Below are 19,612 nucleotides of genomic sequence, written 5' to 3'. Positions count from 1 at the left end.
TCTTCGGTCCCCCCGATCGCATCCCGACCAGGTTAGTAGACCTGGCCGGGCAGCCTGTAATCGGCTGGGCGCAGCGACCTCAGGAGTTCACAGGTTTCTCAGCCGACCTTGACGGCGTCGGTGACGAACACCAACGTTTCGTTGGGTTTGACCGGGCCCTTGCCCTGCGGGCCGTAGGCCAGATCGGGCGGGATGATCAGCAGGCGGCGGCCGCCCTGTTTCACGCCGACCAGGCCGTCGTCCCAGCCCTTGATGACCGTGCCGCTGCCCAACTGCAGCGGGAGCGGTTGGCCGGAGTCGAAGGAGCTGTCGAGTTTCTTGTGATCCGACCAGGTGACCAGCGTGTAATTCATGCTCAGCTGCTGTCCGGCCGCCGCGCCCGGGCCGGTGCCCTCGACCAGATCCTTGGTGATCAATTTCTTGGGCGGGTCGCAGGTGTCGGGGATGGTGATGGTCGGCGCCTCACCGAAACCGCCGGTGGTCTTGACATCCTCGGCGGTGCATTCGCGTCCGTGCGTCGTGGGCTGCTCGGCCGCGGCCGAGGCGTGCGATGCCGTGGGCGACGGTGACGGCGCACTCTTGTCGTCACCGTTGCCGCAGGCAGTGAGCGCAACGGCGGCTGCCGCGAGCGCGGTCGAGCCGATGATCCTGGCCAGTGTCTGCATGGGCGGCAACCCTAATGGACGCGGCGCCCCCGATGGGCAGTGCCACGGTCGCCGCTGCCCGGTAGCCTGACTGACGAGGCACTCCCATCCCACCCGGCCCGTCCAGCGACGACCCATGTGAGGAGTCCGCGCATGACCCAAATGGCAAGTGCCGGTGGCGATACCTCGGCCGACAATGTCGGCAGTCACGGCGGTCGCACCGTCGCACCCGAGCCCTATCGGCTCCGAGACACGCCCGGTCCGCTCGATCACGATCGGCTCGCCGACCTCGACGCCTGGTGGCGGGCGGCGAACTATCTGTCGGTAGGGCAGATCTATTTGATGGACAACCCCCTGCTGCACACGCCGCTGGAACCCGAGCACATCAAACCGCGGCTGCTCGGTCATTTCGGCACCGTGCCCGGACTGAACCTGGTGTGGGCGCACGCCAATCGGGCGATTCTCGCGCGCGATCTGAACGCGGTCTTCGTCGCCGGGCCCGGACACGGTGGGCCGGGCCCCAACGCGTGCGGTTGGCTGGAGGGCACGTATTCCGAGCTGTACAGCCATGTTCCGCGCGACGGCGAGGGGATGCGGGAGTTCTTCCGGCAGTTCTCGTTTCCCGGCGGGGTGCCCAGCCACTGCGCGCCCGAGACGCCCGGCTCCTTCCACGAGGGCGGTGAGCTGGGGTATTCGCTGCTGCACGCGTTCGGTGCGGCGCTGGACAATCCGGATCTGACGGTGTTCTGCGTGATCGGCGACGGGGAGGCGGAGACCGGGCCACTGGCCGGAAGCTGGCATGCGAACAAGTTCCTGAATCCGGAGCGCGACGGCGCGGTGCTGCCGATTCTGGCGCTCAACCAGTACAAGATCGCCAATCCCACCCTGCTGGCGCGCATTCCGAAACCCGAGCTGCTGTCGCTGCTGCGGGGCTGCGGCTACGAACCGATCCTGGTCTCCGGCCACGAGCCGGCGGCGGTCCATCAATCGATGGCGGCGGCGATGGATGCCTGCCTGGATCGCATCGCCGACATTCAGCAGGCGGCCCGCGGGGGCACCGACGGCATCCGCCCGTTCTGGCCGATGATCGTGCTGCAGACCCCCAAGGGCTGGACCTGCCCGCCGCTGGTCGACGGCGACCGGGTGGAGGGCACCTTCCGCGCCCACCAGGTGCCGCTGCCGGGTGCACGCTCGGATGCGACCCATCGCGCGGTCCTGGAGCAGTGGCTGCGGTCGTATCGGCCCGAGGAGTTGTTCGACGAGCGGGGCTGTCCCGTCCCGCAATTGCTGCGGATGAATCCCGCCGGCGATCGGCGGATGAGCGCCAACCCGGTGGCCAACGGCGGTGCGCTGCTGCGGGATCTGCGGCTGCCCGATTGGCGCCAGTACGGCGTGGAGGTCGGCTCGCCGGGCGCGTCCAAGCACGAGGCGACGCGGGTGCTGGGCGGCTGGTTGCGCGATGTGACCGCGGCCAATCCGGACAACTTCCTCACCTTCGCCCCGGACGAGCTGGCCAGCAATCGGTTGCAGGATGTGCTGACGGTGACCGGACGCGACTGGCAGGCCGACATCGGCGAGGACGACGTGAAATTGGATCGCACCGGCCGCGTCGTCGAGGTGCTGTCCGAGCACATGTGCCAGGGGCTGCTGGAGGGCTATCTGCTCACCGGCCGCCACGGGGTCTTCACCTGTTACGAGGCCTTCATCCATATCGTCGACGCCATGTTCAACCAGCACGCGAAGTGGTTGGACGCCAGCGCCGCGGTGCCGTGGCGGCGGCCGATTCCGAGCCTGAACTATCTGCTGTCGTCGCATGTGTGGCGCCAGGACCACAACGGATTCACCCATCAGGATCCGGGCTTCCTCGATGTGGTGATGAACAAGAAGCCCTCGATCGTGCGGGTCTATCTGCCGCCGGACGCGAATACGCTGCTGTCCACCTACGACCACTGCCTACGCTCGCGGCATTACGTGAATGTGGTGGTGGCGGGCAAACAGCCGCAACAGGATTGGCTGTCGGTGCCGGAGGCCGCGGCGCACTGCGCGCGGGGTGCGGGCATCTGGGAGTGGGCCGGGCACAACGACGAGGTGGGCACCACGCCGGACGTGGTCTTGGCCTGCGCCGGTGACGTGCCGACGCTGGAGACCCTGGCCGCCGCGGCGATCCTGCGGGAACGCCTGCCGCAGCTGCGCATTCGCGTGATCAACGTGGTGGACCTGATGCGCCTGCTGCCGCGCGAGGAACATCCGCACGGCCTGCCCGACCGCGAATTCGACACCCTGTTCACCACCGACCGGCCGGTCATCTTCGCCTTCCACGGCTACCCCTGGCTGATCCACCGGCTCACCTATCGCCGCGCCAACCACCCCGGCCTGCACGTGCGCGGCTACAAGGAGAACGGCACCACCACCACACCTTTCGACATGGTGATGCTCAACGACCTCGACCGCTTCCACCTGGTCATGGACGTCATCGACCGGGTCCCCGGCCTCCGGACCCAGGCCGCGGGCCTACGCCAGGAAATGGCCGACGCCCGCCTAGCGGCCCGCTCCTGGACCCGCGAATACGGCGAAGACATCCCCGAGGTCGCCAACTGGACCTGGCCCCACCCCCGCTGACCCCCCTAATTTCCTGGCATGCTTTTCGCCAGGAACTCAATAAGAATGAAAGTTTTCCAGCAAAACGGGTCGGGCGGTTATAAGCTCCTGGCCGTACGGTCGGGGACGGCGGTATGGATGAGGATTGGAAAACCGCATGGAGCTGCGCAGTACCGGCACTGTGAACCCGGTCCCCGGGCCTGCCGATCCCGCCCCGACCGGCACGACCTCGTTCGCGCTGCGATTCATCGGCTACCTATATGCCGTGGGGTTGCGTGATGCCTTCGCCGACCTGATCGCCCGCCACGAACCGTTGCGCACGGTGTATCCGACGCCCGAGGCCGACACCGCACATCTGGTGCTGTCGGTGGCGACCGCGCCGGTACCCCGGCTGGTACCCGTCCCGGCCTCGCGCGCCGAAACATCCCGTGCGGTGGCGGAATTCGTCGTCCACGACTTCGAACCCGCCGAATCGGCGCCGGTGCGGGCCCAGCTGTTCCGCATCGTCGGCCGACCGGACGACGACCCCGAACATCTGTTGGTCGTGGTGATGCAGCGCCGCGCCGCCGACCGGGTGACCCCGGCCCGGCTGGCGCACGACCTGATGACCGCCTACGCCGCCCGCCGCCGCAATCTCCCGCCGCGCTGGGAGACGACGCGGCCGGCCGACCACCTGCACGTCCACGAGCTACGCCGGGTCGAACTCATCGAGCCCGCCGACGCGGGCCCGGCGGGGCGGTCGACGACCGGCGCCTGAGCCGGAAATCGGTTGCCGCCGGTACGTTGCCGGGCGACGATCGGTCGGTGTTGTTCACGATCACCTGCACCCGTCCGGACGGGGCCGACTGGCCCGCCACCGATCTGGGCTTTCTCCTGCACAAGAATCCCGCCCGGGTACAGGCGTTCGAACAGTCCTACGGCACCGCACACGTGCTGTATCCGGAGGCGACCGACCGGCGTTGCACCGCGGCGCTGCTGCTGGAGATCGATCCGATCCGTCTGGTGCGTGGAAAGTCCCGGAACGCACCGGAATTCAGCCTCGGCCAGTACGTCAACGACCGGCCGTACGCGGCGTCCTCACTGCTGGCGGTGGCGATTTCGACGGTATTCGGTACCGCGCTGCACGGCCGCTGCGCCCAGCGCCCGGAGCTGGCCGCCACCGCGCTGCCGTTGCGTATCGAACTTCCGGCCGTACCGTGCAAGGGCGGTCCGGAGGCGGCCCATCGCGTGTTCGCCCCGCTGGGCTGGCAGGTGACGGCCACACCGCTGCCGTTGGATCCGGCATTTCCGGAGTGGGGCGAATCCCATTACATCCGACTGGAACTGGTCGCGACGCTGCGCTTGGCCGAGGCCCTGTCGCACCTGTATGTCCTGCTGCCGGTGCTCGACGGCAGCAAGCACTACTGGCTGTCGCCCGACGAGATAGACAAACTCCTACGCGCGGGCGAAGGCTGGCTGGCCACCCACCCCGACCGCGCCTGGATCACCCGCCGCTATCTGGCCCGCCGCCACTCCCTGGTGCGCACGGCCCTGGCCCGCCTCGCCGAGATCGACGACACCGATCCGGCGGTGTTGGGCGCGGTCGAGGAGGCCACCGACGACGTGGACGAGCCGCAGGCAGTCGCAACGGAAAAGGCCGAACAGGAGGCGACCGTCGCGCAGAGGCAGCCGTCGCTGGCGGTGGCCCGGCGCGCGGCCGTCGTGCAGACCTTGCGCGAGCTCGGGGCCCGCCGGGTCGTCGACCTCGGCTGCGGCGAGGGCGCCCTGCTGCGAGAGCTGCTGGCACACAAGGAGTTCAGCGAGATCGTGGGAGTGGATGTGTCGATGCGCGCCCTGCATGTGGCGCAGCGGCGGTTGCAGCGGCTACCCGAACGGATGACCCAGCGGGTCCGGGTGCGCCAGGGTTCGCTCACCTACACCGACGCCTCCCTGCGCGGATACGACGCCGCGGTCCTCATGGAGGTCGTCGAGCACATCGATCCGCCCCGGCTCGCCGCACTCGAGTATGCCGTCTTCGGATCGGCAGCACCCGGCGCGGTGGTGGTGACGACTCCCAACGGCGAGTACAACACGCTCTACGACGGATTGCCGGCCGGAAGGTTCCGCCACCACGATCACCGATTCGAGTGGACCCGAGCGGAATTCGCCACATGGGCCGAACGTGTTGCCGAGACGTACGGGTATACAGTGCGTTTCGAGCCGATAGGGGCCGTCGATCCCGTGTTTGGATCTCCCACGCAAATGGCGGTGTTCACCCGTTCCGGTGCTGCACCCACCGATGCGGTCGAGATCCCCGCGCCGGTGGGTACAGATCCGGACCGACGGCGGGCCGAAACGATGGGGGTTGAGGAGGGGCGTCGTGACTGAATTGGCTGTGCCGGAGTTGGCGTTGGTGGTGTTGGTGGGGTGCACAGGGTCGGGGAAGTCTTCGTTTGCGCGGAGGCATTTTCCGGGGACGGCGATTGTGTCGTCGGATGTGTGCCGGGGGATCGTCAGCGATGACGAGAACGATCAGGGGGCGACCGAGGATGCGTTCGCGCTGCTGCATCACATTGTGGGCGTGCGGCTGCGGCGTGGGCTGCGGACCGTTGTCGATGCCACGAATGTGCAGCCGGTGGCGCGGCGGGAGTTGGTGCGGGTGGCGCGCGAACACGATGTGCTGCCGGTCGCCATCGTGCTCGACGTGCCCGACCAGGTGTGCCTGGAGCGCAACGCCCACCGGCCCGACCGGGCCCATCTGGGCCGCCATGTCGTCGCCCGCCAGCAGCGCGACCTGCGGCGCAGTCTGCGCTCGCTGGAGCGCGAGGGCTTCCGCAAGATCCATGTGCTGCGCGGGGTCGAGGAGATCGAGACGGCCACGATCGTCGACGAGAAGGCCTGGAACGACAAGCGGGAGCTGACCGGCCCGTTCGACGTGATCGGCGACGTGCACGGATGCCGCGCCGAATTGGAGACCCTGCTCGGCACGCTCGGCTACCGGCTGCGCCACGACGACGGCGGCCGCCCGATCGACGCCGACCATCCCGAGGGCCGCACCGCGGTATTCGTCGGCGACCTGGTCGACCGGGGCCCGGACACCCCCGGTGTGCTGCGCTTGGTCATGGGCATGGTGGCGGCCGGACATGCGTTGTGCGTCACCGGCAATCATGAACACAAGCTGGTGCGCGCACTGGACGGCAAGAAGGTCCGCATCGCCCACGGACTGGCCGAATCGCTGGCCCAGCTGGACACGGAAACCGAGGAATTCCGTAAGGCCGCCCACGAATTCTGCCGCGGCCTGGTCAGCCACTACGTCCTCGACGGCGGCAACCTCGTGGTGGCGCACGCCGGGCTGAAGCAGGAGTACCACGGCCGCGCGTCGGGCCGGGTGCGCTCGTTCGCGATGTTCGGCGAAACCACCGGGGAGACGGACGAATACGGGCTGCCGGTGCGCTATCCGTGGGCCGAGGACTACCGCGGCCGCGCCATGGTGCTGTACGGGCACACCCCGGTGACCGAACTGCGCTGGGTGAACAACACGCTGTGCCTGGACACCGCGGTCGTGTTCGGCGGACGGCTCACCGCTTTGCGCTATCCGGAGCGCGAACCCGTTTCGGTTCCCGCACAGCAGGTTTGGTACGAGCCGGTACGTCCGCTGCAGGCCACCACCGTGGCGACAGGCCAGGGCGTGGTGCGCCGGGATCCGGGCGTGCTCGATCTGGACGACGTCATCGGCCGCCGCGTGGTGGAGACCCGCCACCTCGGCCGCGTCGGCGTGCAGCAGGAGAACGCCGGTGCGGCCCTGGAGGTGATGAGCCGCTTCGCCGTCGACCCCCGCTGGCTGATATACCTCCCGCCCACCATGTCCCCCTGTGCCACAGCGGATTCCGGCGCTCTGCTCGAACATCCGGCGCAGGCATTCGACTACTACCGCGGCGAAGGCGTGTCGACGGTGGTGTGCGAGGAGAAGCACATGGGTTCGCGGGCAATCGCCGTGATCGCCCGCTCCGCCCGGGCTGCCCGCGACCGCTTCGGCATCACCGACGGCAGCTCCGGCGCGCTCTATACCCGCACCGGTCGTCCGTTCTTCGACGATCCGGACCACACCGAGGCCGTGCTGGCCCGCGTGCGCGCCGCGGCCGAATCGGCCGGATTGTTCGAGGAATTGGGTACGCCCTGGCTGGCGCTGGATACGGAGCTGATGCCGTGGTCGGTCAAGGCGATGGGCCTGCTGCGCGACCAGTACGCCGCCGTCGGGGCCGCCGCCCGCGCCGCCCTGGACACTGCCACCGAGGTGCTGACCGCGGTCGCGGCCCGAGGCTTGGACGTCGGCGACCTCGCCGACCGCACGGCGGCCCGCCGCGCCGACGCCGAGGCGTTCACCACCGCCTACGGTCGCTACTGCTGGCCGGTGGACGGCCTGCGCGGGTTGCGCCTGGCACCGTTCCAGATCCTGGCCGCCGAGGGCACGAATTACGCTGCCCGCGACCACGGCTGGCATCTCGAGCGCCTCGACGCCCTGGTCGCCGCCGACCCCGAGCTGTTCACCACCACCCGCCGCGTCACCGTGGATCTGTCCGCACCGGAGGGCGAGGCGGCCGCGACCGCCTGGTGGGCCGAGCTGACCACCGCCGGTGGTGAGGGCATGGTGGTCAAGCCGTTCGACGCCTTGGTGCGCGGAACGTCCACCGGCAGCGGCCGTCTCGTGCAGCCCGGGGTGAAATGCCGTGGCCCGGAATACCTCCGGATCATCTACGGCCCGGAATATCTGCGTCCGGACAACCTGAAGCGCCTGCGCGCCCGCGGCCTCGGCCGCAAACGCTCGCTGGCCCTGCGCGAATACGCCCTCGGCCTGGAGGCGCTGGACCGTTTCGTCACCGGCGAACCGCTCTGGCGCGTCCACGAGGCCGTCTTCGCCGTCCTGGCCCTGGAATCCGAACCCGTCGACCCGCGCCTCTAGGCGCTCTGGGCGGCTCGCGGCACGGCGTCGCCGCGGCGTGCGGCGCGCCGGGCTGCGACCAGCAGCAGGATGGTTGCGACCGCGAAGATCGGCGAGGGCGTGGGGCCCTCGATGATGAAACCGATGACGGTCCAGACCAACAGCGTCCACCCGAGAAACGCCGGCGGCGTGATGCCGCGGCGGTCCATCCACAGGACGAGCAGGCCGATCAGAACCATCGACGGGCCGAAGCTGTTCAAAGACAACCAGTACGCGCTGTTCGCCGGGCTCATCGCGGAGAGGTCCTCCCCCCAGAGCTCCCCGCTGAACCAGTCTCCGGCGTAGCGCCCGGCATGTTCCAGCGTCAGGGCGAGGATTGTGTGCGCGGCTCCGAACAGCGCGATGATCCAACCAGCCCACTTGATCATGTGAACTCTCCGTTCTCTGCGCGCCACCGCGCTCCGTCCGGGCCGTCTCGGCAACCCGGTCCGACTCTGATATACGGTGGCGTATAACAACGAGGCTAACGCCTGATATACGGTGGCGTATAGAAGGAAAAAGGTGAGAGGAGTCACCGATGGGCGTGGCCCGCACGCCGCCCGAGGCGTGGATCGAGCAGGGCTTGCAGACACTGGCCACACGCGGTGTGGGCGCGGTCCGGATCGAGGTCCTGGCCAAAGAGATGGGCGTGACCAAGGGCGGGTTCTACGGCTACTTCACCGATAGGCAGGCACTGCTGGAGGCCATGCTGGACGAGTGGGAGCGCCAGAGCACCGACGAGGTCCTCGGCCGCGTCGCGGCCGAGGAGGACCCGCGGACCAAGATCCTGCTGGCCAGCCAACTGCCCGTCTGGGATCGCCTGATGGCGATCGACCTGGCGATCCGCGACTGGGCCCGGCGGGACGAGGCGGTGGCCACGCGGCTGCGCCGGGTGGACGATCGGCGGATGGCCTGGCTGCGCGAGACGATCGGCAGCTTCTGTTCCGACCCGGACGAGGTCGAGGCCCGCAGCCTGCTCGCCTTCTGCCTGGCCCTCGGCAATCAGTTCCTGACCGCCGACCACAACGGCCGCACCCGGGACGAGGTCGTCGCCCGCGCATCCGAGATCGTGCTCGACCTCTCACCGCGGACAGCATCGGCCGAGCAACGGCCCGAGCCGAATTCCTGACCGATCAGCCCAACTGCTCGGTGAGCCGATCCAGAAACGGCCGCTGCCCGGCGACGAGTTTGTCGCGGGCGAACTCGGGCGCGAACCACTCGGCACGGTCGATCTCCGGGAACTTCCGGAACCGTCCCGAACGCGGCGGCCACTCCATCTCGAAGGTCCCCGGAATCACCTGTGCCGGGTCGAGATCGCCTTCCACCGCCCACACGACGACCCGTTTGCGGCTGCGCCCGCTGCCGTACTCCGCCTCCCCCAACGCAATCCACTCCCCCTCCGGCACCGGCAGCCCCAACTCCTCGGCGAACTCCCGCGCCGCGGCCACCCGCGCGTCCTCGGTGTCGGGCTCGTACTCGCCCTTGGGAATCGACCAGGCCCCGGCGTCCTTGCGCGCCCACAGCGGCCCGCCCATATGCCCGAGCAGCACCTGCACCTCGGGTTGCCGCCGAAAGAGCAGAACTCCCGCGCTGAACTTCATGCTTCAGCAGTCTGCCGCACCGGCAGACGGCTACCGCCCGGACGCCTCGGTCACCTCGCTCGAGGAGTCGCCGGAATCGTCATCGGACGACACCGAACTGCTGGTCCCTTGCGCGATAATGCCGAGGATCAAGAACACCACCAGCAGCACCTTGCCCGCGGTGGACACCAGCAGAGGACGGGTCGGGCCGGCCGACGGCACGGCAGGCATGCCCATGGCCGGTGCCCGGTCTCCGAAGATGCCCCACGGATAGGTCGGGGTCAGCAGGGACATGTAGACCATCGTCCGGAAATGGAACCGCAGCACCGCCGCCGTCGCCTCGAACAGTGGCCCCGGCTGGCGGCCGAGGATCAGCGTGATCAACCACAGGATCAGACCCGCCGTCCACCACCCGGCGACCAGCAGATCGCTCACCACCAGCACCGGTATCCCCAGGATGAGGCGAAACAGCACCGCGAGCCGGTTCAGCGGGGTCGGCTCGGGAAACCACGGCCGGACCGGATACTCCTGCGGCATCGTGTCGAAGGTGAACGGCGGATACGCGTCGACCAGCAGCAGCACATAGGCCTCCACCCGCACCCAGTAGGCGGCCACACTGCGCAGGAATTCACTGCACCAGTCCGGCAGGCGGCCCAGGATCAGCGCGGCGAACCAGCCGATGATCACCACCACGGTGGCGGCAATACCCAGCAACCAGACCACGATCAGCTGCGGCAGGGCCAGCAGCAGGCGCAGCAGAATGGTCCACCGGCGCTGCCGCTCGGGCGGAAGGACATCCAATTCCACCGGCAGTGGTGAATCGCCAGCAAACAGCGGTTCCGACGCGATCGTCATCCTGCACCTACCTTCGCAGCCGAACGAAAGACCTCATCCCTCTGACAAAGGCGACCGGCACGCGGCGGGAGGCGCCGCGGCGGATCAACCGAGACCCACAGTAGGCAGGAGGCTAGCAAATCGCGGGAAACCACGCCGGACGGGCCGGAATCCACGGCGGCCGGATGAGAAGAAGTCGAACCGAGTCGGGGTGACAGGATTTGAACCTGCGACCCTCCGCTCCCAAAGCGGATGCGCTACCAAGCTGCGCTACACCCCGAACTACCCCGGAGGGGTCGGAGCGGGCGACGGGAATCGAACCCGCACCATCAGCTTGGAAGGCTGAGGTTCTACCATTGAACTACGCCCGCAGGCATACGACATCGATGGGATCGCCACGATGCCGTCTGCGCCTGAGACTGTACCGAACCTCACTGACCGAACGCCAATCGGCTCGTCGACCGCCGCATGCCCGACCTCTGATCGGCGAGTTGTGCGCGACACGCTGGCATGCGGTGTAACACAAGTGGCGCGGGATCGATCACACTCTCGATCGCCATTCGCGAGACATCGGAACAGGTTGCAAAACATCGTTTTTCGATGTCGGGTGGCTTGCTAGGATCCTTTTTGCCGGACGGGGGTATCTGGAAAGGGGGCGGTGAGCGTGCGCCGATGGTGTACTGGACCGCATGGCAGTGAGCACGATCCGGAGGGCGTGACCGGCGGGGGCGCCGGCGCAGACACCGTCTGCGCGGGGTGAGCGCCGATGCCCGCCGAGCTGGATACGCAGACCACCGCGGCCATCGCCGCGACCGCACGGGACTGGACCCGCGCCGTCTACACCGGCAGCGGCCTGACCGTGCCGCCCGAACATCTGGAACAGGTATTCGCCGGGATCATCGAGGAACTGCTGCGGCTGGCCGGGTCGGAACCGTTCCCGGTGCCGGCCGCCCGCGCCATCGGCCGCCGGCTCGTCGAGGCGCCGTTCGACCGGACCCGGATGCTGGCGCCGGCGACCCGCGCGCTGCTGGGTTTCGCACCCGGCGAGCCGGGTTCGCTGGTCGGGACGCGGTGGCCGTTCGTGGCCAGCCATGCCATCGATGCCTATGCCGAGGCTATGCAGCAGCGTGCGCTGGCCCAGCAGAAACGCAATCTGACCGAGGCCGTCACGGTACGGGTGCAGGAGATCGCGGCCCTGCAGCACCGGCTGCGGCACGAGGCCACCCACGACGCGCTGACCAATCTCGCGAACCGGTCACTGCTGCAGGAGCGGGTCCGGCTCATGGCGACCGACCGATCGCGCGGCGTCGGGCTGCTGCTCTTGGATCTCGACGATTTCAAGCAGATCAACGACGGCCACGGTCATGCGGTCGGCGATGAAGTCCTGGTGGAGATCTCGCGCCGGCTGCGCGCGGCCTGCCCGGACGAGACGGTCGTGTGTCGTTACGGCGGAGACGAATTCGTGCTCGCGCTGCCCGCCCGCCGCAATACCCTCGGCGAGGTCGCCATGCGGGTCCTCGCGGCGCTGCACGATCCGGTGCGGACGGCGGCCGGGCCGGTCCCGGTCTCGGCCAGTATCGGCACCGCATTCTGTCCGGCCGGGCGCTCCTGCGACTTCTCCGACCTGCTACGCAGCGCCGACCGCGCGATGTATTCGGCCAAGACGGCGGGTAAGCGGCGATTCGCGCTGTCGGAGATCGACGGGGATTCGGTCGAGCCGGGTGGTTTCGTGGCCGCCCGGCTGAGCTACGACGCGGCCGTCGCCGGGTGAGCAACAGCACAGCAATCATCACGGGCGCGTAGGCTGGGTGATGTGTCGCTTTTGTTGATCCTTCTGGTCGTCGTACTGGTGGTATTCGTGGCGGTCATCCTCGTCGGCCGCTCGTCACGCAATCGCGAGGCGGCGCGATTGGCCGATGCCAAGGCCGACGCCCGCCGACTCATCGAACGGCTCGGCGGACAGGTCTACAACCTGACCGGCACCGACGAGGCATCCAAACAGGCCCTCGCCGACGCCGGTGAACGGCTGAACGCGGCCGGTTCCCAGATCGAGCAGGCCACCACTGTGACGCAGGCGCGGCTGGCCAAGGAGACCGCGGTGGAGGGGCTTTACTACGTGCGCGCCGCTCGCACCGCCATGGGCCTGGATCCCGGACCTGCGGTGCCGGAACTGGACGGCCAGCGCTCGGCCGGCAAGGTCACCGAGGAGCGCTCCATCGACTTCGAGGGCCGGCACATCGAGGCCTCGCCCAACCCGTCGCCGCAGACCCCGAACTACTACCCCGGCGGCCGTGTCGCCGGTCGTCCGGTGCCCGCCGGCTGGTACTCCGAACCGTGGTGGAAGACAGCGCTGGTGGCCGGTGCCTGGGGTGTGGGCTCGGTGCTGCTGTTCGACGCCCTGTTCAGCGGGATGTCCGGAGTTGCCTACGGCGCAACCGGATTCGAGAACGGTTACGGCCAAGGCTTCGACGCCGGATTCGATGCCGGGCAACAGGCCGACGCGGGCCAGGGCGCCTACGACCCCGGCGCCGCCGATCAGGGCTCCTTCGACCAGGGCAGCTCCGACCAAGGCGCCTACGACCAGGGCGGTTTCGACAACGCCGACTTCGGCAGCGGATTCGACGGCGGCGGCTTCGACAGCGGTTTCGACGGCGGGGGCTTCGACGGAGGCTTCTGACCGTCTCCTGATCAGCTCGGTTGGCAGGTGGGGCACCAGAACAGGTTTCGGCCGTCCAGGACGGAATGCAGGACGGTGGAACCGCAGATTCGGCACGGCTCGCCCGCCCGCCGGTACACGTAGGTGCGTGGTTTGCCCTCGGCGTAGGACGGTGCGCCGCGATCGTGTTCGGGGCGGACGACCACGATCTTGCCGCGCCGCACCCCGGTACGCATGAGGGCGACCAGGTCGGTCCACAGCTCGTCCCAGTCGGCGGCGGTCAGCTCGCGGCCGGGCCGGTGCGGGGAGATTCCGTGGCGGAACAGCAATTCCGCCCGGTAGACGTTGCCGACCCCGGCGACCACGGCCTGATCCATCAGCAACGCCCCGATCGGGCGGGCCGAACGGCGGATGCGCTGCCAGGCTCGGTCCGGATCGGCGGTGCGGCGCAGCGGGTCCGGGCCCAGCCGCGCGGTCAGCGCGCCCACCTCCGGCTCGTGCAGCACCTCGCACGCGGTGGGTCCGCGCAGGTCCGTCCCGTACAGCTGCGCGGCGGCCCGCCCCGCCCCGATCATCCGCATCCGCACCTGACCGACCGGATCCGACAGCGGCGCAGGCGATTCGGTGAACGTCCCGTACAACCCGAGATGCACGTGCACGACGAGCCCCGAATCGTAGTAGTGCAGCAGATGTTTCCCCCACGCCTCGGCCCGCACCAGCACCCGCCCATCCACGAGCGCGGCCCCGTCGGCGAAGCGCCCCTGCGGGCTCGACACCCGCACCACGCCCCCGGCGAACCGCCTGTGATGCAGCTTCGCCAGCCGATGCAATGTATGTCCCTCGGGCATGGGTGGGATCACCTCCGTGCGCGGACAGCCGCACCCTTTCCCGCGCTTCGCACCCGCTGCGAACGGCCACAGCGGGTGCGAATGCGAAGAAAGGGTGCGGCGATCGGTCAGTTGCCGATGGCTGGGGCCTCGCCTGTCTTCTCGTACTCGGAGATGATGTCGATGCGGCGCTGGTGGCGCGCCTCGCCCGACCACGGGGTGGCGATGAAGGCGTCGACGATGGCCAGTGCGTCCTCGAGCGAGTGCATCCGGCCGCCGATGCCGATCAGCTGCGCATTGTTGTGCTCGCGCGCCAGCCGCGCGGTCTCCACGCTCCACGCCAGCGCACACCGGGCGCCGGGGACCTTGTTGGCGGCGATCTGCTCGCCGTTGCCGCTGCCGCCGAAGACGAGGCCGAGGCTGCCCGGGTCGGCGACCACCCGACGGGCCGCGTCGATGCAGAAGGCCGGGTAGTCGTCGGCGGCGTCGTATTCGCGGGCGCCGCAGTCGAAGACCTCGTGGCCGGCTCGCTGCAGGTGGTCCTTGACGTGGTTCTTCAGTTCGAAACCGGCATGATCGGCACCGAGATATACGCGCATGCCTGTGATTGTGTCAGGCGTCCGAGAGATGGCTCACCTCGGGATGAGCGGCCCGTCACTAGAGTGCACGGCATGCAGTCCGACGATCAGTGGGGACAACCATCGCCGCAGCCCGGGCCCTCGCCCGGGTGGAATCCCGTGACCGGGATGGCGGGCTGGGATCCGCGCCTCGGCCCGCCCGGGTGGGGCCCGCAGCCGCCGTACGCCCCGCCGCAGATCCCGCCCCATCAGCACACCCGCGGTCTGTCGCCGTACGGGATGCCCGCGCGGCACAGCTGGGAGAACGCGCTGCTGGTGGTGGTCATCATGCTGACCGTCGTGGCGTATCTGTTCGTCGTGCTGCTGCTGTTGATCGGCTACGTCGACCAGTACGTCGTGGCGTTGATCCTGGCGCCGGTGCTGCTGTGGTTCGGCCGTGGCGCGAACTATGCGATGCAGCGGGCCAATGCGGTCAAGATGTCGCCCACCCAATTTCCGGAGGGCTACCGGATGGTGGTGGAGGCGGCGGGCCGCTTCGGCATGAAGACGGTGCCCGATGCGTATGTGGTGCTGGGCAACGGCCAGATCAATGCCTTCGCCTCCGGGCACGGATTCCGCCGCTACGTGGTGGTCTACAGCGATCTGTTCGAGGTCGGCGGGCAGGCTCGCGACCCCGAGGCGCTGGCGTTCATCATCGGGCACGAGGTCGGCCACATCGCCGCCGGGCACACCTCCTACTGGCGGCAGCTGGGCATGTTCCTGGTGCCGTTCCTGCCGGTCCTCGGCGATGCGCTGCTGCGTTCGCAGGAGTACACCGCCGACAACCACGGCTTCTGCAACCGGTATGTGGGGGCGCCCGGCGCGATGCGGGTGCTCGCGGGCGGCAAGTACCTGAATTCGCTGGTGAATTTCGACGAGATGGCCAACCGCGCGCCGCAGGAGAAGGGCTTTTTCATCTGGGTCGTCAACGCCGTCTCCAGCCACCCCGTATTGACCTGGCGCATGTGGGCGCTGCGCGACCGCAGCCAGCACGGGCGCCTGTTCCTGCGCCCGAGCGCGCCCACGGCGCCGCACTATGCCACCCCGCCCGGCTACCCGCCGCCGGCCCATCCCCAAGCCGGCGGCGGATACGGGGAGGTCCCGGCCCTACCGCCACAGCAGCCGCACTAGTCGAACCGGTATTCCTCGGTGCGGGTGCGCTTGAGTTCGAAGAAGTGCGGGTAGGAGGCGAGGGTTACCGAGGCGTCCCAGAGCTTGCCCGCTTCCTCGCCGCGGGGGATGCGGGAGAGCACCGGGCCGAAGAAGGCGACGTCGTTGATGTGGATGGTGGGGGTGCCGACATCCGGGCCTACCTTGTCCATCCCGGCGTGATGGCTCTTGCGCAGGGCCTCGTCGTATTCGGTGCTACCAGCGGCCCGGGCGAGGTCGGCGGGCAGGCCCACCTCGGCGAGGGAGTCGGCGATGACCGCGGCCAGCTTCTCGGCCCGGTTCTCCCGCTTGTATTCGGCGCTGCGGTTGTGGATGCGGGTGCCCATCGCGGTGTAGAGCGGCGACAGCACCTTGTCACCGTGTTGCTGGGCGGCGGCGATCAAGACCCGCACCGGAGCCCAGCCGCTCTTGGCCAGCTCCGCGTACGGCTCTTCGTGCGCGCGGTCCTCGTTGAGCACCGCCAGGCTCATGACGTGGAAGCGGGTCTCGATATCACGGACCTTCTCGACCTCGAGGATCCAGCGGGAGGTGATCCAGCACCACGGACACAGCGGGTCGAACCAGAAGTCCACGCGGTCCTTGGTGCCGGTTGTGGTCGCGTCGCTCAAGTCGTCGTCCTCTCGCACAGTGAAGCGTCGGCGGCTCGTCGCCGCCTCGAATTTGATCAACAACGGAAACTTCCGGATATTTCCCGAGCGGGCGGATCGACCGCAGTAGGGTCGAAGCCTGTTCCGGTATTGCTTTCGGCCGGGATCGACCTGGTTGCCGTTGCACGGAGGTTCATCCATGACCACTCAGTCCAGGTTCGTCATCGTCGGCGGCGGGCTGGCCGCGGCCAAGCTCGCGGAAGCGTTGCGCGCCAACGACTTCGCGGGGACGCTCACCCTGATCTCGGAGGAGGAGCGGCTGCCCTACGAGCGCCCGCCGCTGTCCAAGGAACATCTGCTGGGCAAGAAGGCGCTGCCCGACTTCACCGTGCACCCCGGCCACTGGTATCGCGATCACCACGTCGACGTCCGGCTCGGCTGCACCGTGACGAGTATCGACCGCGCCTCGAAAACCGTTGCGCTCCCGGACGGTTCGACCCTCCCCTACGACAAGCTCGCCCTGGCCACCGGCTCGCGGCCGCGGCGGCTGCCGGTGCCCGGCGCCGACGCCGACGGCGTGTACATGCTGCGGACCATCGAAAACTCCGATGCCCTGATCGACCTGTTCGGCTCGGCGCGGCGGCTGGCGGTGGTCGGCGCCGGATGGATCGGCCTCGAGGTCGCCGCGGCCGCCCGCATCGCGGGGCTCGAGGTCTCGATGTTCGAGGTCGAGCAGGTGCCGCTGCAGGCCGCCCTGGGTACCCAGATGGGCGACGTGTTCGCGCAGCTGCATCGCGAGCACGGGGTGAATCTGCTGTGCGGGGCGAAGGTCGCCGAAATTCTCACCACCGAGGGCAAGGCCACCGGGGTGCGCCTGGACGACGACACCGTCTTCGCGGCCGATGCGGTGCTGGTGGCGGTGGGCGCGCGGCCGAATGTGGAGCTGGCCGCCGACGCCGGGCTGGAGGTGGACGGCGGGGTGCTGGTGGACGAGAGCCTGGCGACCGGCGACCCCGATATCGTGGCCGTCGGCGATATCGCCAACCAGCAGCATCCGGTGCTGGGACGGCGAATCCGCGTGGAGCACTGGGCCACCGCGCTCAACCAGCCGGCGGCGGCCGCGCTGACCATGCTGGGTAAGCCGTCGACCTACGATCGGCTGCCGTATTTCTTCACCGACCAGTACGACCTGGGCATGGAATACACCGGCTACGTCGACCCGGCGCAGTCCGCCACCGTCGTCGTGCGCGGCGACCTGAACGGCCGCGAATTCGTGGCCTTCTGGCTGGATTCGGGCAATCGGGTGCTGGCAGGGATGAACGTCAATGTCTGGGATGTCACCGATCGCATCAAGGAGCTGATCCTCGCGGGCAATCCGGTGGACCCCCAGCAACTTGCCGACACCTCGATCCCACTGTGACGGTCACGCCGTCCGGAACGCCGAAGGGCTCACTCCCCGATAGCGTTTGAACGCCGCGCTGAATCCGAACGGGTCGGCATACCCGACCGTCCGGGCCACCTGCGCCACGGTCAGTTCGGAGTCGGCGAGCAGTTCCTCGGCCTCGTCCATGCGGTATTCGGTGAGATAGCGCAGCGGCGGCTCGCCCATCACCTCGCCGAAACGCTTGGCGAACAACGCTCGCGACACCCCGGCCTCCGCGGCCAGCGCCGCCACCGTCCACGGCCGGGCCGGGCGGTTGTGGATGGCCTCCAGGGCCGGTCCGACCACGGGATCGGCCAAGCCGCGATACCAGCCGGGCGCCGCGGCACCGGCCCGGGCGAACCACGACCGCAGCGTGCACACCAGCCCCCAGTCCAGCAGCCGATCCATCAGGGCCTGCGCCCCGGCCGGCTGCTCGGCGGCGTCGATCGCGGTCGCCTCCAGCCAACCGCACACCTCCGGGTCGTCCCCCACCACCAGCGCGGGCGGCAGCGTCCGCAGCAGGCGCTCGTGCCGACGGCCCGCCGCCCGGTAGGCGCCGACGATCAGGAACGACGCCCCCGCTTCGCCTGCGGCCCGGTGTATTCCGCGCAACTGCCGCAGATCCCGGGCGCCGTCCAGGAAGCAGGCGATCTCATATTCCTCGTGCGGCCGGTCCACCGACTCGGGATGGTCGGCAAGCAGGAACGGTTCGGGCCCACGCACGATCGCACTGTCACCGGGGCGCACCGGAATCCGGCTGCCGTCCGCGAGCAGTAAGGTGCCGCCGCCGAGCAGCACGGTGACCATGGTGAGCGGGGCGCGGTCGGCGAAGCGAATGGTCCATGGCGCCTCCAGCACCGCATGGGTGACCACCGACCCCTCCGCGCGAATGCCGCCCAGCAGTGCACTCAAAGGATCCACTCGGTCCAGAGTAGACGATCTCCTATCTGCCAGAGCGTTTCTCCCATGGATCGTCCACGCGAGAGCCGGTGTACTCGACAGCACAGTCATTCGATCCGTAGGAGGACTCCGTGCCGCAGACCGCAACAGCACCGACCGCGCTCGTGGTCGTCGCCCATCACCGCTCCGATTCGCTCAGCGCACATATCGCCCGCCGTGCGACGAGTCGACTGGAGGCGGCCGGATATCGCATCGACCTGCTCGATCTGCAGGCCGAGGGCTTCGATCCCCGGATGACGGTGGCCGACGAGCCCGAGTGGGGCAACCGGGACAAGGCCTATTCGGCGGAGGTGCGCGAACATTGGCGGCGCCTGCTGGCCGCCGAGGTGGTCGTCGTCGTGTTCCCCATCTACTGGGTGAGCGTCCCGGCGCTGCTCAAAGGATGGATCGATCGGGTGTGGAACTACGGATTCGCCTATGGCCGAAGCAAACCCCGGCTGGCCGGTAAGCGCATCCTCTGGTTGGGCCTGGCCGGTGCCGCGGGCGACGATCCACTGGTCGACACCATGACGACGATGCTCGACGCCCAACTCGGCGAGGGCCTGGCCTACTACTGCGGGTTCAGCCACTCGACGGTGCGCGTGCTGCCCGATGCCGAGGACCGGCCGCAGCGCGTGGACTCCGCGGGCAATTTCGTGGTCGGCGAGCAGCGCACCGGCGCCGCGCGTGCGGCGCACTACGCCGAATTCGAGAACACGGCCGACGGCTACGTCGATGCGTTCCTGACCGTCGGCGAGCGCGTCCCGGCGTGATCGGCCG

General features: G+C 68.9%; 18 protein-coding genes and 2 tRNA genes. 10 read left to right on the top strand and 10 right to left on the bottom strand.

Annotated features, from left to right (window positions below; translation table 11 throughout):
* Nucleotides 1-98: 98 nt before the first annotated feature.
* Complete coding sequence (locus IU452_RS23805; protein ID WP_195111376.1) at nt 99-665, bottom strand: FKBP-type peptidyl-prolyl cis-trans isomerase; 567 nt, start codon at nt 663-665, stop codon at nt 99-101.
* Between the two features lie 141 nt (nt 666-806).
* On the opposite strand from IU452_RS23805, the gene IU452_RS23800 reads away from it, so the two are divergent.
* The 4 genes from IU452_RS23800 to IU452_RS23785 all read left to right on the top strand — a co-directional run bounded on the left by IU452_RS23800 (nt 807) and on the right by IU452_RS23785 (nt 8,181).
* Nucleotides 807-3,263, top strand: a complete 2,457-nt coding sequence (locus IU452_RS23800) for a phosphoketolase (RefSeq protein WP_416382366.1) — start codon at nt 807-809, stop codon at nt 3,261-3,263.
* A gap of 136 nt (nt 3,264-3,399) precedes the next feature.
* Nucleotides 3,400-3,999 (top strand): hypothetical protein, encoded by a 600-nt coding sequence (locus IU452_RS23795; RefSeq protein ID WP_195111374.1) that lies wholly within the window; start codon nt 3,400-3,402, stop codon nt 3,997-3,999.
* A gap of 47 nt (nt 4,000-4,046) precedes the next feature.
* Nucleotides 4,047-5,609 (top strand): 3' terminal RNA ribose 2'-O-methyltransferase Hen1, encoded by a 1,563-nt coding sequence (locus IU452_RS23790; protein ID WP_195111373.1) that lies wholly within the window; start codon nt 4,047-4,049, stop codon nt 5,607-5,609.
* Nucleotides 5,602-8,181, top strand: a complete 2,580-nt coding sequence (locus tag IU452_RS23785) for a polynucleotide kinase-phosphatase (RefSeq protein WP_324192789.1) — start codon at nt 5,602-5,604, stop codon at nt 8,179-8,181. The genes IU452_RS23790 and IU452_RS23785 overlap by 8 nt, the downstream gene beginning before the upstream one ends.
* Here the strand turns inward: IU452_RS23785 and IU452_RS23780 are convergent.
* On the bottom strand, nt 8,178-8,588 hold the full coding sequence (locus tag IU452_RS23780) for a DUF6463 family protein (RefSeq protein ID WP_195111371.1): 411 nt from the start codon (nt 8,586-8,588) through the stop codon (nt 8,178-8,180). The genes IU452_RS23785 and IU452_RS23780 overlap by 4 nt on opposite strands.
* A gap of 149 nt (nt 8,589-8,737) precedes the next feature.
* Here IU452_RS23780 and IU452_RS23775 point away from each other — a divergent pair, with 149 nt between their 5' ends.
* Nucleotides 8,738-9,328 carry a TetR/AcrR family transcriptional regulator gene (locus IU452_RS23775; protein WP_195111370.1) on the top strand — a complete coding sequence of 197 codons (591 nt, stop codon included), beginning with the start codon at nt 8,738-8,740 and terminating at the stop codon, nt 9,326-9,328.
* 4 nt (nt 9,329-9,332) lie between these two features.
* On the opposite strand, the gene IU452_RS23770 is transcribed toward IU452_RS23775, so the two are convergent.
* The 4 genes from IU452_RS23770 to IU452_RS23755 all read right to left on the bottom strand — a co-directional run bounded on the left by IU452_RS23770 (nt 9,333) and on the right by IU452_RS23755 (nt 10,984).
* Nucleotides 9,333-9,800, bottom strand: a complete 468-nt coding sequence (locus IU452_RS23770) for an NUDIX domain-containing protein (RefSeq protein ID WP_195111369.1) — start codon at nt 9,798-9,800, stop codon at nt 9,333-9,335.
* 30 nt (nt 9,801-9,830) lie between these two features.
* Complete coding sequence (locus IU452_RS23765; RefSeq protein WP_195111368.1) at nt 9,831-10,634, bottom strand: DUF4389 domain-containing protein; 804 nt, start codon at nt 10,632-10,634, stop codon at nt 9,831-9,833.
* Between the two features lie 185 nt (nt 10,635-10,819).
* Nucleotides 10,820-10,893: transfer RNA gene (locus IU452_RS23760), tRNA-Pro, on the bottom strand.
* 20 nt (nt 10,894-10,913) lie between these two features.
* A tRNA-Gly gene (locus tag IU452_RS23755) sits at nt 10,914-10,984 on the bottom strand.
* Between the two features lie 395 nt (nt 10,985-11,379).
* Between IU452_RS23755 and IU452_RS23750 the strand changes: the two genes are divergently transcribed.
* Together IU452_RS23750 and IU452_RS23745 are read left to right on the top strand one after the other, a co-directional pair.
* Nucleotides 11,380-12,384: a GGDEF domain-containing protein gene (locus IU452_RS23750; RefSeq protein ID WP_195111367.1), complete on the top strand. Its 1,005-nt coding sequence runs from the start codon at nt 11,380-11,382 to the stop codon at nt 12,382-12,384.
* Nucleotides 12,385-12,417: 33 nt separating this feature from the next.
* Entirely contained in the window at nt 12,418-13,290 is an 873-nt protein-coding gene (locus IU452_RS23745) for a GA module-containing protein (RefSeq protein ID WP_195111697.1), read from the top strand.
* A gap of 11 nt (nt 13,291-13,301) precedes the next feature.
* On the opposite strand, the gene IU452_RS23740 is transcribed toward IU452_RS23745, so the two are convergent.
* Together IU452_RS23740 and IU452_RS23735 are read right to left on the bottom strand one after the other, a co-directional pair.
* Nucleotides 13,302-14,117: an Fpg/Nei family DNA glycosylase gene (locus IU452_RS23740; RefSeq protein WP_195111366.1), complete on the bottom strand. Its 816-nt coding sequence runs from the start codon at nt 14,115-14,117 to the stop codon at nt 13,302-13,304.
* Nucleotides 14,118-14,224: 107 nt separating this feature from the next.
* Nucleotides 14,225-14,695: a ribose-5-phosphate isomerase gene (locus IU452_RS23735; RefSeq protein ID WP_195111365.1), complete on the bottom strand. Its 471-nt coding sequence runs from the start codon at nt 14,693-14,695 to the stop codon at nt 14,225-14,227.
* 258 nt (nt 14,696-14,953) lie between these two features.
* Between IU452_RS23735 and IU452_RS23730 the strand changes: the two genes are divergently transcribed.
* Nucleotides 14,954-15,844, top strand: coding sequence for a M48 family metallopeptidase (locus IU452_RS23730; protein ID WP_228818694.1), 891 nt, complete (start codon nt 14,954-14,956; stop codon nt 15,842-15,844).
* On the opposite strand, the gene IU452_RS23725 is transcribed toward IU452_RS23730, so the two are convergent.
* Entirely contained in the window at nt 15,841-16,491 is a 651-nt protein-coding gene (locus tag IU452_RS23725; RefSeq protein ID WP_195111364.1) for a DsbA family protein, read from the bottom strand. The two genes, IU452_RS23730 and IU452_RS23725, sit on opposite strands and share 4 nt — an antisense overlap.
* A gap of 178 nt (nt 16,492-16,669) precedes the next feature.
* Between IU452_RS23725 and IU452_RS23720 the strand changes: the two genes are divergently transcribed.
* A complete protein-coding gene (locus IU452_RS23720) occupies nt 16,670-17,890 on the top strand; it encodes an NAD(P)/FAD-dependent oxidoreductase (RefSeq protein ID WP_195111363.1) in 1,221 nt (406 codons plus the stop codon).
* A gap of 3 nt (nt 17,891-17,893) precedes the next feature.
* Here IU452_RS23720 and IU452_RS23715 read toward each other — a convergent pair whose 3' ends face one another.
* Nucleotides 17,894-18,814, bottom strand: coding sequence for an AraC family transcriptional regulator (locus IU452_RS23715; RefSeq protein WP_324192788.1), 921 nt, complete (start codon nt 18,812-18,814; stop codon nt 17,894-17,896).
* Between the two features lie 110 nt (nt 18,815-18,924).
* Here IU452_RS23715 and IU452_RS23710 point away from each other — a divergent pair, with 110 nt between their 5' ends.
* Complete coding sequence (locus IU452_RS23710) at nt 18,925-19,605, top strand: NAD(P)H oxidoreductase (RefSeq protein WP_195111362.1); 681 nt, start codon at nt 18,925-18,927, stop codon at nt 19,603-19,605.
* Nucleotides 19,606-19,612 lie beyond the last annotated feature (7 nt).

The sequence above is a fragment of the Nocardia transvalensis genome, assembly GCF_015477765.1.
In the GTDB taxonomy this organism is placed as follows: domain Bacteria; phylum Actinomycetota; class Actinomycetes; order Mycobacteriales; family Mycobacteriaceae; genus Nocardia; species Nocardia transvalensis_A.
Note: the sequence above shows the minus strand (reverse complement) of the source record. Positions and strands in the feature narration are given on the sequence as shown.

Bases quoted from the DNA above. Each gene is read 5' to 3' on its own strand.
- IU452_RS23735 (WP_195111365.1), bottom strand. From the start codon at position 14,695: ATGCGCGTATATCTCGGTGCCGATCATGCCGGTTTCGAACTGAAGAAC.
- IU452_RS23795 (WP_195111374.1), top strand. From the start codon at position 3,400: ATGGAGCTGCGCAGTACCGGCACTGTGAACCCGGTCCCCGGGCCTGCC.
- IU452_RS23740 (WP_195111366.1), bottom strand. From the start codon at position 14,117: ATGCCCGAGGGACATACATTGCATCGGCTGGCGAAGCTGCATCACAGG.
- IU452_RS23805 (WP_195111376.1), bottom strand. From the start codon at position 665: ATGCAGACACTGGCCAGGATCATCGGCTCGACCGCGCTCGCGGCAGCC.
- IU452_RS23730 (WP_228818694.1), top strand. From the start codon at position 14,954: ATGCCCGCGCGGCACAGCTGGGAGAACGCGCTGCTGGTGGTGGTCATC.
- IU452_RS23775 (WP_195111370.1), top strand. From the start codon at position 8,738: ATGGGCGTGGCCCGCACGCCGCCCGAGGCGTGGATCGAGCAGGGCTTG.
- IU452_RS23780 (WP_195111371.1), bottom strand. From the start codon at position 8,588: ATGATCAAGTGGGCTGGTTGGATCATCGCGCTGTTCGGAGCCGCGCAC.
- IU452_RS23770 (WP_195111369.1), bottom strand. From the start codon at position 9,800: ATGAAGTTCAGCGCGGGAGTTCTGCTCTTTCGGCGGCAACCCGAGGTG.
- IU452_RS23750 (WP_195111367.1), top strand. From the start codon at position 11,380: ATGCCCGCCGAGCTGGATACGCAGACCACCGCGGCCATCGCCGCGACC.
- IU452_RS23800 (WP_416382366.1), top strand. From the start codon at position 807: ATGGCAAGTGCCGGTGGCGATACCTCGGCCGACAATGTCGGCAGTCAC.
- IU452_RS23765 (WP_195111368.1), bottom strand. From the start codon at position 10,634: ATGACGATCGCGTCGGAACCGCTGTTTGCTGGCGATTCACCACTGCCG.
- IU452_RS23720 (WP_195111363.1), top strand. From the start codon at position 16,670: ATGACCACTCAGTCCAGGTTCGTCATCGTCGGCGGCGGGCTGGCCGCG.